This is a genomic window from Halobacterium zhouii, assembly GCF_021249405.1.
In the GTDB taxonomy this organism is placed as follows: Archaea; Halobacteriota; Halobacteria; order Halobacteriales; family Halobacteriaceae; genus Halobacterium; species Halobacterium zhouii.
In genome coordinates, this window is the sequence record NZ_CP089593.1 from 1,175,656 (window position 1) to 1,188,179 (window position 12,524).

Genomic DNA, 12,524 nt, shown 5'->3' on the forward strand with positions numbered 1-12,524 from the left:
ACCCTACGACCACGTATTATTGTATTAGCGTGAATTGGCGTTGTATATACAACGTCTATCAAATTCTTTTGTAATCTTCGATTTTCGAGCACCTCGAAAGACGAGCGTAGCGAGTCTTTCGGTGGTGCAGCCACCCGGGGCTTTCGGGGTACTCTCAATGCTGAGCTCTACCAATCCCTCTTATCGGAACACTGCCAACACCGCCGTCGGAGGGGTTTTTACCCCCAACGCGTCTACCCGGCTGTATGAATCTGTTCGCGGCGGCCGCGCTCGCGCTCGCGGCCGTCACGGCGACCCCGTACGTGCTGTATCTCGCGCTGTACGCGTGGATTCGGCCGTCGGGGTCGCCCGCCGACAAGCAGGCGTGGGAGCCCTCGGTGAGCGTCGTGCTCCCGACGTACAACGAGGAGAAGATCGTCGAGACGAAACTCGAGGACCTGCTGGCAATCGACTATCCGATGGAGAAGGTCGAATTGGTGGTCGTGGACTCCAGCGACGACAACACCCGGGAGATCATCCGAGACTTTTTCGCCGACCGGGACGCTCCGGAGCTGGTGTTGCTCGAGGAGGACGAGCGCCGTGGGTTGGCTCCGGCGTTGAACGAGGCGTACGCCGCCGCGTCGAACGAGATGGTGGTGAAAACCGACTGCGACTCGAAGCTCCCCGCTGACGTGTTCCGGGAGGCCGCCGCGAACCTCGCCGACCCCGAGGTTTCGGCGGTCACCGGCCAGAACGTCGAGGTGCTCGGCGGGAGCGAGGTGGAGTCGGGGTATCGAGGTGTGCAGTCCCACATCCAGCAACTGGAGTCCCACCTGGACTCGACGCTCATCTTCCACGGGCCGTTCTCCGCGTTCGAGAACGACGCCATCCTGCCCATCGACCCGAACTCGCTGGCCGACGACACCGAACTCGCGCTGAAGATCCGCCGGCAGGGCGGGCGCGTGGTGTTCGACCCCGCCGTGAACTACATGGAGGCGAGTTTCTCGGACTTCGTGAAACGCCGCAAGCAGAAGGACCGCCGCGGGATGGGCCTGATCCGGCTCCTGGTGCAGCACAAGGACGCCCTCGGGAAGTACGGGAACTACGGGCGACTCGTGCTGCCGTTCAACTGGTGGTTCATGATTCTCTCCCCGTGGCTGATGGCGCTGACGCTCGCGGTCGGGACAGTTGGGGCGGTGCTCGCGTGGGGCCTGGGTGGGCTGGTGGTTCCTGTCGGGGTTGGGCTATTTACTTATTTGGGGCAGAAGGATTGGCTCGGGCCTGTGCAGGCGCTCTATTCGGTGTTCGACACGCAGGTTTCGCTGCTGCGCGCGAGCGTAGAACTGCTTGTTGGGGATTCAGACGGGACGTGGGACGTCGACGCAGAACTGAGGGAAGCGTTCGAATGAAGATCTACCGATAACCGAGTTGTTCAAGCCGATTTTCTACCGATTCGTTCATCTCTAACTCAGTCTCTTTCTCAATAGTGGGTTCATAGGAGTGGGTGTCTTCAGCAGAGACTTCGACCCACGGAACACGGGCTAGGACTGGCAGTGGAACCCCCTTAGGGTGTCCGTAGAATCCAAACTCCCCAAAACAATCGCCGTGATCCGCAGTCAGAACGACCTTTTCAGCATCAAGATTCTCCAAGAGAATCTCTAAGTCGTCAAGAACCCAACGAAGATTATCAATGTAAGCATCCCAAGCCTCTTCAGGACTTACTTCTCCCCTCCGAATTAGTTTCCAGACAGTCATTCGTCCAGTCTTTTCAACGCCAATCCTGTCTTCTGTAAGTCGCTCCACTTTCTCTAAGTTTCGGTAAGGCGTGTGCGGTTGCATATAATGCAAAATAAGTTGATCAGCTTCAGTCGACCGCCACTTGGAGATTCCTCGGTCAGTAACTTCTCGAGGGGGGATACACCCTTTATCATTGTCCCATCCACCAGTTCTCCAAACCGGATCAAGACTATGCCAATTATCTTCACTTAATTCAAAACTTTCAAAAACATTCCAGCAAATATAATCTGTGTTAGCTCGCTCTTCAGGAAACTTATCAACAAAATTTTCCTGCATCCACTCTCGGGAGTGTGAGCCTCGAGAGGTGACTTTTGGGATATTTTCTGGCAACCACTTGTATTCGTTTTTCACCTCGTTTAATGCGTCCCACCGACAGGCATCAAGAACAATAAGAACATCCCACTCCTTTCCAAAAATATAATCGCCATGAGCCGGAATTGACCGTCCTATCCGACGGACAACACCCATTGAGAATTCACGAGTTGATCTTCGCGTAGCATCTAATGCGCCATACTTCCGGTACCGTTCAATGGATTCTTCAGCCCAATCTCGGAAAGTCATTTAACTTCGACTACTGTCTTCTGCGTTTTTAAACACAATTCGAAATTCTCCAGACACACTCTCCAACCCAAAACACCACTCCCCAAGTCCATAACGTTCACGGAGCCATCGGATTTTCTGTTTTTGAAGCCAACCAAAGACCCCTGGCTGTTGTACCCAAAGTGATACGTCACGGTCAACGACAGTAAGACCAACGTCTATGTCCCAGTGCCGCTTTCCTGTGAAAAAGTCAGGCGTTCGCCACGACCACTCGTTCCATGGATTATGATCTGGATCCGCTTGCATATCTAGTCCTATCGGAAGATGAATTTCGAGTGTGCCGCCAGGTTCGAGAATTCGAGCACACTCTCTAAGGCCATGCTCGATATCTTCAAAATGTTCGAACACGTGCGCAGCGAAGATATGCTCGGCGGAGCTATCAGCAAATGGCCACCGCTCAGAGTTGAGGTCAACAACAACGTCCGGGTCACACTCGGAAACAACGTCCACATTCAACCATTCTTCACCCTGACGTTGGTCTGTTCCACATCCGAGGTTCAGTTTTTGGTAAGACTCTTCTACAACCTCACTCATTCGTTATCGCCTCCTGCTGCCACTTGGGTGTGATACGACTCTCTTTTTCCGTATTGTCGACAACTTGGTGCATTTTCTCTCGAAACCGTTCCGTGCTAAACTGTTCGGCAAAGGATTCAATTCTCTCATTTGACCAGTCTACCTCGTCTTCCTCATACTGCCGAATCGTCTCTGCTAGTGCTGTTGGATTTCGCTCAAAAGTGTATCCATTTCCACCATCTGCAATCTGGTACTTCGTGTATCCGTCTTCAACTCCGAGAACTGGTGTTCCAGATGCAAAGAACTCGACAGGAACCATACCGAAGTCCTCGTTCTGCGCTGCGAAGATGCCTGCTTTCGAGGCGGCACAGAGCGCACGTTTCTGTTCTTCACTGACGTAGCCGAAGAATCGAACGTTATCTCCAGCGAGTTTCTCCAACCGCTCGCGTTCAGGGCCAGACCCTCCTACGACGAGCTGATACTCGTCGCCGAGTTGATTGAATGCCTCGACGATTGTATCGATATTCTTCCCGGGGTACAGTCGAGAGAAAGTGAAGTAAAATTCGCCTGGTTCGACGTTTTCGGCATTTGACGCATGCCCGGCCCCATAGGAATCGACATCGGTAGGCGGATACACGACCTCGATCTCCGCTTGAGGAATCCCGAAGTACTGTTCACACCGACGAGCGACGAGTTCCGAGTTTGCGACATACACGTCAGGATACGAGTGGGTCTGCGCGTAGAGCGTTCGAACAATGTGCGCAAACACTGTATGCTTCATCGAATCCGCGAATTCTGGATGTCGGTCGTATGGATTCCGGGGCGGCGTGTGTACGTACTTGACGATAGTCTGCTCCTCCCGGGGAATGTACCACCCGGGGTTGTTTCCTGACTGGACGATGACGTCGTAGTCGTGGAGTTCTGGAACGTGGTCCCAGTGAGTCATATAATAGAGGTCGCGAAAGAGGATATTCCATTTTCTCCCGCCAGAGAGTAATTGGCCCGATAACCCACCCCCGAATAAATCATGAACTTCGACGTCGTCTGAAGTCGTTCCATCGTTCACGAATCCTGTATAAATGGGTGCATCGAACGTACGAGCCAATTCTTCCGCAACATGTTCTCCTCCGCCTCGTTGCGGGAAATGTTCGTGCGCAATCGCAATACGGTGGGATTGGTTAGTCATGGAGTCCATTAAGGCGAGTATCGTCTCCAGTCATTGCTTCATCATCCGGGTTATAACTAGGTCTATTAAACAATGCCGCTGTCCGAAGCCCGACCTCGCTACCGCCGCTCAGAAACGACACAATTGTGTTGTGGGTCTATCATTTATCATATAGTCGTCCGAAGCCGGGGTGTCTTATAATCATCAAAGAAGAGTTACCTTCAAATCCTCTGAGTTAAATAGAGAATAGCAATGAGGGGCCTTTTAATCACTGTAGACTCTCTTCGATACGACCACTTCGAGTATATGCCAAGCACTAGGTCGTTTCTCTCCGAAACTCATGACCGAGCGTTCGCCACCTATGGAGACAAGAAGGCGGCGATGAACGCGGACAACATCGCAACGGATAGTGGCATGGCCACACTCGACTGCAACGAACTCATTGAAAACCCGAGCTTAGAGCGAGCACTTAGCCGGTTCGAACCGGGTCGCGTGGTCAAAGAGGACGCACTTGAAGAGGACTTGGAGGATCTAGGATACCTATGACCGTCGTACTTCTCGCACTCGATGCCCTCGATGCTGGCCTCGTGGAGCACTTCGGCGTAGCTGAGTTCGAACTCGAAACGAGCCAGCAAATCGAAACCTTCGCGCACGCGAAAGATATGCCATATACCCCAGAGGTGTGGGCAACAGTAGCAACCGGTCTCAGCCCGGAGGAACACGGTATCACCGGCTCGGGGACGAGTGAATGGAGTAACCCCGTTCTCGAACTCGCATCCCAGTTCACTGGCCGACTGAACGAATCTACGCGTGGGACACTCGGTCGATTCGTGCGAGACAAGACTGGCGAGCGCGAACAGATTGGAGAGACAGACGCCGAAACGATATTTGACCGCGACGGTGCAGTCGTCCACAACTGGCCGGGAGTCTACGACGGGAGCGACCTACAGCGTGCGTGGGATTTGATGAACGCGATCGCTGAAGGAATGCCGAAGCACGAATTCGAGCGAGAACTGCTCGGACTCGGCGCTCAACAGTTCGGCTGGACTCGAGAGATGCTCAACCACGATGTCTCCCTGATCGGTGTCCATGTCCACACACTCGATGCAGCAGGTCACGCCTACGCGGAGGATGAAGAACCACTTCGTCGCATCTACGAGCGAGTCGGCAGATTCGTGGACGAACTCGTCCAAGCACTCGGGCCGGACGATGACTTACTGTTACTCAGCGATCACGGAATGCGAACCTCCTTCTACGGTAAGGAAGACGAGGAGGGCTTTCCGGCGTCTCACTCTTGGCGAGCCTACGCAAGTTCTACCACCGACAGTGTCCCTGCCGATGTCTTTGACGTCGTCGACTGGATTGATGAACACGTATCGCATCAGACGGTAAGTGGAGAGAGAATAGATATTGACGAGGAGCAACTCCGGAATCTCGGCTACATATGAGTGTTGGTGAGGCGGACTTCGGCCTCGAGATCTCGAGAGGAGTTCTTGCGAAGTTCGCTATGGCTGCTATCGGGTTTGCGGGCTCAATTGTTTTCGCTCGAGTACTGGGGCCCGGAGGCTATGGAGCATTTTACATCGTCGTGACGCTCGTCAACATTCTCGACAATCCGGTGACTGGGTGGGGAACTGCTTGCAAAAAACGGATTTCCGAAACAGATTTTTCAACAGAAGAAGCACTTGGGTCAGGAATGCTCGGCGCAATAATCCTTCCAATCGTCATATTACCACTTGCGTACGTGTTCCACCGCTTCACAGGCCTCTATGACCTTACAGGGTTATTCGCTCCGTTCTCTGCTCTCTTCGTCGCTATTTGTCTTTTTGCCGTCACAAACCGAATTCTCTCGGCACGTTCGAACTTTTCCGCCGCTGAGTGGTCTGATACGCTTCGATCGCTTCTAACCACACCGCTACAACTGGCGTTCGTCCTCCTCGGGTTTGGAGTGGCTGGAATGGTGTACGGACTAACCATAGCGACTGTGTTGACCGTTCCGTATGTCCTGTATCGCATCAACGCCAGACCAGCATTTCCGTCTCGAGAATCGCTCACTAACATCGGATCGTACGCAAAATACAGCGTCCCGAACGGCTTCATCGGAACTGCGCAATCACGCTTCGACATCCTCCTTCTCGGTGCAATATTGACATCGTCAGCAGTTGGCGACTACCAGGTGGCCATGCAACTCACACTCGTAGGAACGTTCATCGGTGCTGTTGCATCAAAAGGACTGATGGCCCGTGTGAGCGAGCACTGGAGTCGAGACGACAAATCGTCGGTTATCACAGACGTGACGAACTCGCTCAGTTACGCGAGCGTGCTCGCGATACCGATTTTCTTTGGTGCCTCGGCGATGCCGAACGACCTTCTCGTGACGATATTCGGGTCACAGTATGCTGGCGTCGGGATGGTTCTCGTCGGCCTTGCACTCTTTCGAGTGATAAGAGTGCAGTCGTCACAACTTCAGTCAACTATCGCTGGCCTAGACTATCCCCAAATAAACACGAGAATCGGACTGGTAGTTCTTGTTTTGAACGTCAGTCTTGGCTACGTCCTCTTGCTCGAGTTTGGCATCATCGGCGTAGTTGCGGCGACAGTAGTTTCCGAGGTCGTGCGATACACGACTCTTGCATATACGGTCAAGCAGTATCTCCCGGACGTTCATCTGTTCACCCAGCCGCTACGTCATCAATTACTCGCGGGTGCGTTGATGTTCATCGTTGTCGAACTCGCCCACTCGATTGTAGGCGTTTCCTGGTGGGGAGAACTACTGCTCCTCATCGGTCTCGGCGGTGTGATCTACTTCTCCGTGCTCGTGGCAGTCAGCGAGTCCTTTCGCGTCACAGTTAAGGGAATACTCGCGGACGCGCGCCACTGACCTCCACTCTTTCAAAAGGCTTATTCGCGCTCTGTCAGTCCCTATGACCAATGAGCGAGAAGACCGAGCAGTCGAGGGCGTCCTCCATCGACTTCGATTCGGCCCTCGAGACGCTCGAAGACTGGTACCACGTACCCGCAGTGGGCGCGATTTTCGCGTTCATGCTCTGGGTGCGGGTCCAGGCGTGGGAGAACTTCACGCAGAACGGCGAGGTGTACTTCTCCGGGAACGACGCGTACTACCACTTCCGGCAGGTGATGTACACGGTCGACCACTGGCCGGCGACGATGCCCTTCGACCCGTGGACGCACTTCCCGAAGGGCACCGTGGTGGGCCAGTTCGGCACGCTGTTCGACCAGCTCGTCGCCACCGCCGCCCTGATAATCGGCCTCGGCTCGCCGAGCCAGAACACGGTCGCGATGACGCTGCTGTTCGCGCCCGCGGTGTTCGGCGCGCTGCTCGCCATCCCGACGTACTTCATCGGGAAGCGACTCGGCGGGCGTCTCGGCGGCGTGTTCGCGGCGGTCATCCTCGCGCTCCTGCCGGGGTACTTCCTCCAGCGCAGCCTCGCGGGGGCGGCCGACCACAACGGCGCTGAGCCGCTCTTCCAGTCGCTCGCGGTGCTCGGCACGATGGTCGCGCTCGCGGTCGCGGAACGCGAGAAACCCATCTACGAGCAGTTCGTCGACCGCGACGTCGCGGGACTGCGTCGCGTCGTCGGGTGGAGCGTGCTCGCGGGCGTTGCGACCGCGATGTACATGTGGATGTGGCCGCCGGGCGTGCTCCTGGTGGGCATCTTCGGCGTGTTCTACCTGGTGAAGCTCTCGAGCGACTACTACACGGGTACGAGCCCGGACCACGTCGCGGTCGTCGCCGCGGTGAGCATGACGACGACGGCGGTGTTGATGCTGGTGCCCCTGGACACGCTGTCGTTCTCGCCGTCGCGGTTCTCCATCCTCCAGCCGCTGTTCTCGCTGGCCGTCGGCGCGGGCGCGGTGTTCCTGGCGTGGCTCGCCCGGCAGTGGGACGACCGCGGGTTCGACGCGGCGTCCTACCCGCTGGCGGTGTTCAGCGTCCTCCTGGTCGGCCTCGCGGCGACCACCGTGGTGCTCCCGGAGTTCTGGGGGATGCTGACGACCAACCTGATGCGGTTCGTCGGATTCAGCGCGGGCGCGGCGACGCGCACCATCGGTGAGGCCCAGCCGTTCCTCTCGCGGATGGACCGGTACGGCGTCTCGATGGCGGGCGTCATCTTCCTGGAGTACGGGCTGGCGTTCTTCACAGCGCTCGTCGCGGCGGGCTGGATTCTCCTCCGCCCGCACCTCGCGAGCGGCGACACGCGGCGCGTCGGCGGCGCAGCGCTCGCCGTGGTCGTCGTCGCGATGCTGTTCATCGCGCCGGGCCTCCCGGCGTCAATCGGTAACATCTTCGGCGTCGGTGGCCAGCTCACCGCGCTCGGCATCGTCGGAATCACGCTGACCGCGGTCGCGGTGACCGGCGAGCACGACGCGGAGCAACTCCTCGTCGTGGTCTGGGGCGCGTTCATCACGTCCGCGGCGTTCACGCAGGTGCGGTTCAACTACTACCTGGTGGTGCCGGTCGTGGTGCTGAACGCGTACTTCCTGCATCTCGTGCTCGGCGCGGTCGACCTGGCCAAACCCGCCTCGAAGGTCGAGGACGTGAGCTGGTACCAGGTCGGCACGGTCGTGATGGTGCTGCTCGTCGTACTGGTGCCGGTGGCCGCGCCGGTCGCCGCGGACGCGTTCGACAACGAGTCCGCGGGCGGCGCCACGAGCCCGATCACAGTCTCGAACGCACGCGGACAGCAGGTCCCGCTACAGTCCGTGATCGACGCGGGCGCCTCGTTCGGCCCGGGCGCCGTGACGAAGTGGGACGACGCCCTCGAGTGGATGAAATCCCACACGCCGAAGGAGGGCGCGTACGGGAACGGCGGGAACACCTCCCAGATGGACTACTACGGGACGTACAGCCAGACGGACAACTTCAACTACCCCGACGGCTCGTACGGCGTGATGTCGTGGTGGGACTACGGCCACTGGATCACCGTGGAGGCCAACCGCATCCCGCACGCCAACCCGTTCCAGCAGGGCGCGAACACCGCCGCGAACTTCCTGCTCGCGCAGAACGAGACGGTCGCACGGAACGTCCTCCAGGGCATCCAGGAGGACGACGCGAAGATGCGCTACGTCGCGGTTGACTACCAGATGGTCATGCCGACCGAGAAGTACGGCGCACCAGTCGTGTTCTACGACGGCGTCCACAACTTCTCCCAGCGCGACCTCTACACCCACTCCGTGCTCGCGCGCTACCAGGACGGCCGTCCGGTCGCCGCGCAGTTGATGCAGAGCACGCGGTTCGGCGTGCAGACGCTGAAGACCCAGTCGTACTACGAGTCGATGATGGTCCGGCTCTACCGGTACCACGGGAGCGCACAGCAGGTCAAGCCGAAAGTCGTCGACTGGCGGGAGACCCGCGCCAATCGCCCGTGGTTCGACGTGTCGAATCGGCGGACGTGGATCAAGACGTTCCCGAACATGAGCGCCGCGGAGACGTACGTCGCGAACGATTCGACGTCCCAGATCGGTGGCGTGCAGAACGCGCCCCCCGAGTACGTGGAGGCCCTCGAGCACTACCGGCTGGTCGGCGTGAGCGACAACAGCCTGGTGCCGGGGAACATCCTGTTCGCGGGTGAGTTCGGCTCCCAGTTCATGCCGACGTGGGTGAAGCTCTTCGAGCGCGTGGAGGGCGCGACGGTCACCGGCACGGCGCCGGCGAACACCACGGTCACCGCGTCAGTGACGATGAACATGTCCCAGATGACGAGTCAGCGCGACGGCAGTCACCCGACGTTCGAGTACACCCAGCGCGTGCAGGTCGGCGCCGACGGTGAGTTCACGATGACGCTGCCGTACTCGACGACGGGCTACGAGAACTGGGGGCCGAAGAACGGCCACACCAACGTCTCGGTCCGCGCGGCCGGCCCGTACACGTTCAGCACGGCCAACATGACGGCCGACGACGGGCTGACGACGTACACGTACAGGGACACCGCGAGCGTTCCGGAGGCGGCGGTCGTCGGCGAGTCCAACGAGACCATCTCGGTCGACCTGGAGCGCCAGACTGTGGACGTCCCCGACGGCAAACCCGGGAACGAGACGGGCGACAACACGACGAGTTCGGCGTCGCTGTCGGGGGCCGTGACGGCGTCCGGCGACGCGAGTGACGCCGGCTCCCGTGCCGGCCCGAGCGGTCTCGACGCGAGCGCTGCGGCGCTGCCCGCGGTCGGCGCGCTGGCGGTCGGCACACGGGTTCGAGCGTAGATGTCGGTGCGCGACTGGGCCGGCGTCTACCTGAAGGGCGCGGCGATGGGTGCGGCGGACGCGGTGCCCGGCGTCTCCGGTGGCACCATCGCGCTCATCACGGGCATCTACGAGCGACTCGTGGGTGCAATCGCGGCCCTCGACCCGGCTGAGGCAGTGATGCTGCTCGAGCTCCTCCCGCACCTGACGAGCGCGGACGGCCGGGCGGAGTTCGCGTCGACGCTCCGGGAGATGGACGTGCCGTTCCTCGTGATGCTCGCGGTCGGCGTACTGACTGCGGTGTTGACGGTGGCGAACCTCGTGGAGATCGCGCGACACGAATACACCGCCATCACGTTCGCGTTCTTCCTGGGTCTCATCGCGGCGAGCGTCGTGGTTCTCCTGAGCGAGGTGTCACTCGACACCACGGGGCGTGTAACGGCGGGAATCGTCGGTTTCGCGGTGGCGTTCGCGCTCAGCGGCGCCGGCCAGGGGAGTCTGCTGTCGGCGAGTCTCCCGCTGGTGTTCGTCGCCGGAGCAATCGCCATCTGCGCGATGGTGCTGCCCGGCGTCTCCGGGTCGCTGCTGTTGTTGACCTTCGGGCTGTACGCGACGATGACGAACGCCGTCAGCGAGGCGACCGACGCTGTGCTCGCGGGTAATCTGGGTGCTGCGTCGGCGCCAGTGACCACGCTCGTTGTGTTCTCGCTCGGCGCGTTGCTCGGCGTGTTGACGTTCGCCCGCGTTGTGGAGTGGGCATTCGACCACTACCGTGCGGCGACGCTGACGTTCCTCGTCGCGTTGATGGCGGGGGCGTTGCGCGCGCCGGCGATCAAGATCACCGAGGCGACTGGCGCGTGGACCCTCGAGACGGGGGTGCCCGTTCTCGTGGCGGCGCTCGTCGGCGCGGGTCTCGTGCTCGTACTCGACGCGACGACCGACGACCTGGACTACTGACCCCGGAGCCGTTTCTCTTCGACCGACCTACCGGCCGACCACGTCCGCGTCCGCGGGACCGCCGGCGTCGAACTCGTCGACGAGCGCGTCGAGTCTGTCGAGATTCCCCTGGGCGGGGAGTAGGGTCTCGGCGGTCCGGCACGCAGCGTCGACGCCGAGTCGCTCGGTCACGTGGTCAGCGGTGGCTTCCGCCATCAGGCGGTGCGTGGTGAGTTTGCCGCCGACGATGGTCGTGAGTCCCCGGACGTCGTCGCGGGCGGCGTGGTCGAGCAGGTAGAACCCGCGGGAGATGCCACGCGCGTCCTCGCCGTAGGACTCGGGGCTGTACAGCGGGCGGACGCCCCAGTAGGCGCACTCGACCGGCGCGTCCGCGACGTCGGGGACCATCGCGGCGCACTCCTCGGTGACGCGTTCGACCTCCCAGTCCTCCTGGGGGAACGACGCCGGGTCCTCAACCTCGACACTGGTGGTGCCGAGCACGGCGGTCCGGCCGTGCGGGACGACGATGTCGCCGTCGTCGGTGGGTCGACACCGGTTGATGACAGTGTCCAGTTGGGGGCTCTCGACGGTCACCATGGCGCCCTTCGTGGGGTGCATCTCGAGGTCGATGCCGACCGTGGCGGCGAGGTCGTCGGCCCACGCACCCGTGGCGTTGACGACGTGGTCGGCGTGGACGCGGCCGAGACCGTCGACGAGGGCGCCGACGACGGTGTCGCCGTCGGTGAGGAGTTCCTCGACGGGCGCGTGTGTGTGGACGGCGGCGCCGTGGTCGCGGGCGTCCGCGGCGGTCGCGGCGACGAGTCTGGAGGGGTAGACGACGCCGTCCGGCACGACGGCGACGCGCTCGGCGTCCGGGGTCAGCGCGGGTTCGCTGTCGCGGGCTTCGGCGCCGTCGAGGACCTCGACGTCGATGCCGCAGTCCCGACAGGCGCTAACCTTCTGGTCGAAGTAGTCGGGGTCGTCGCCGACGACCTGCACGAAGTAGCCGCCCGTGGGGCGGACACAACCCGGAGCGACCTCGCGGAGGACGCGGTTCTCCGCGATGCATTCTGCGGCGCCCTCGGGGTCGGTGTCGGCGTAGCGGGCGCCGCTGTGCAGGACGCCGTGGGAGCGACCCGAGGTGCCGGCGTTGAGGCCGTCGCGTTCGACGAGCGTCACGTCGACGCCGCGCGTCGCGAGGTCGCGAGCGACACCGACGCCCGTGACGCCGCCGCCGACGACCAGGACTGTCGTCTCCTGAACCATACGGAAGTATTCGCGCGCTGTTACTTGGGGCTGCCGGAGTCGGAGGGACGTTCGCCCACTGGACAGC

General features: G+C 60.4%; 10 protein-coding genes. 6 read left to right on the forward strand and 4 right to left on the reverse strand.

Annotated elements, in window-relative coordinates; translation table 11 throughout:
* Nucleotides 1–245 precede the first annotated feature (245 nt).
* Nucleotides 246–1,388: a glycosyltransferase gene (locus LT970_RS06105; protein ID WP_232688582.1), complete on the forward strand. Its 1,143-nt coding sequence runs from the start codon at nt 246–248 to the stop codon at nt 1,386–1,388.
* Between the two features lie 4 nt (nt 1,389–1,392).
* Here the strand turns inward: LT970_RS06105 and LT970_RS06110 are convergent, their stop codons facing one another.
* The 3 genes from LT970_RS06110 to LT970_RS06120 are packed head-to-tail and all read right to left on the reverse strand — an operon-like array spanning nt 1,393 to nt 4,084.
* A complete protein-coding gene (locus LT970_RS06110; RefSeq protein WP_232688583.1) occupies nt 1,393–2,337 on the reverse strand; it encodes an alkaline phosphatase family protein in 945 nt (314 codons plus the stop codon).
* Nucleotides 2,338–2,910, reverse strand: a complete 573-nt coding sequence (locus LT970_RS06115) for a class I SAM-dependent methyltransferase (RefSeq protein ID WP_232688584.1) — start codon at nt 2,908–2,910, stop codon at nt 2,338–2,340.
* Entirely contained in the window at nt 2,903–4,084 is a 1,182-nt protein-coding gene (locus LT970_RS06120) for a glycosyltransferase (RefSeq protein ID WP_349292246.1), read from the reverse strand. Before LT970_RS06120 ends, LT970_RS06115 begins: the two co-directional genes overlap by 8 nt.
* A 222-nt stretch (nt 4,085–4,306) precedes the next feature.
* Between LT970_RS06120 and LT970_RS06125 the strand changes: the two genes are divergently transcribed.
* Genes LT970_RS06125 through LT970_RS06145 form a run of 5 tightly spaced genes read left to right on the forward strand, consistent with a single transcriptional unit; the run spans nt 4,307 to nt 11,212 of the window.
* Nucleotides 4,307–4,600, forward strand: coding sequence for a hypothetical protein (locus tag LT970_RS06125; RefSeq protein ID WP_232688586.1), 294 nt, complete (start codon nt 4,307–4,309; stop codon nt 4,598–4,600).
* On the forward strand, nt 4,597–5,502 hold the full coding sequence (locus LT970_RS06130; RefSeq protein ID WP_232688587.1) for an alkaline phosphatase family protein: 906 nt from the start codon (nt 4,597–4,599) through the stop codon (nt 5,500–5,502). The genes LT970_RS06125 and LT970_RS06130 overlap by 4 nt, the downstream gene beginning before the upstream one ends.
* Nucleotides 5,499–6,935: a lipopolysaccharide biosynthesis protein gene (locus LT970_RS06135; protein WP_232688588.1), complete on the forward strand. Its 1,437-nt coding sequence runs from the start codon at nt 5,499–5,501 to the stop codon at nt 6,933–6,935. Before LT970_RS06130 ends, LT970_RS06135 begins: the two co-directional genes overlap by 4 nt.
* 50 nt (nt 6,936–6,985) lie before the next feature.
* Nucleotides 6,986–10,276, forward strand: a complete 3,291-nt coding sequence (locus tag LT970_RS06140) for an oligosaccharyl transferase, archaeosortase A system-associated (protein ID WP_232688589.1) — start codon at nt 6,986–6,988, stop codon at nt 10,274–10,276.
* Nucleotides 10,277–11,212, forward strand: a complete 936-nt coding sequence (locus LT970_RS06145; RefSeq protein WP_232688590.1) for a DUF368 domain-containing protein — start codon at nt 10,277–10,279, stop codon at nt 11,210–11,212.
* Nucleotides 11,213–11,239: 27 nt separating this feature from the next.
* Here LT970_RS06145 and LT970_RS06150 read toward each other — a convergent pair whose 3' ends face one another.
* Nucleotides 11,240–12,457, reverse strand: coding sequence for an FAD-dependent oxidoreductase (locus tag LT970_RS06150; protein ID WP_232688591.1), 1,218 nt, complete (start codon nt 12,455–12,457; stop codon nt 11,240–11,242).
* Between the last annotated feature and the right edge of the window lie 67 nt (nt 12,458–12,524).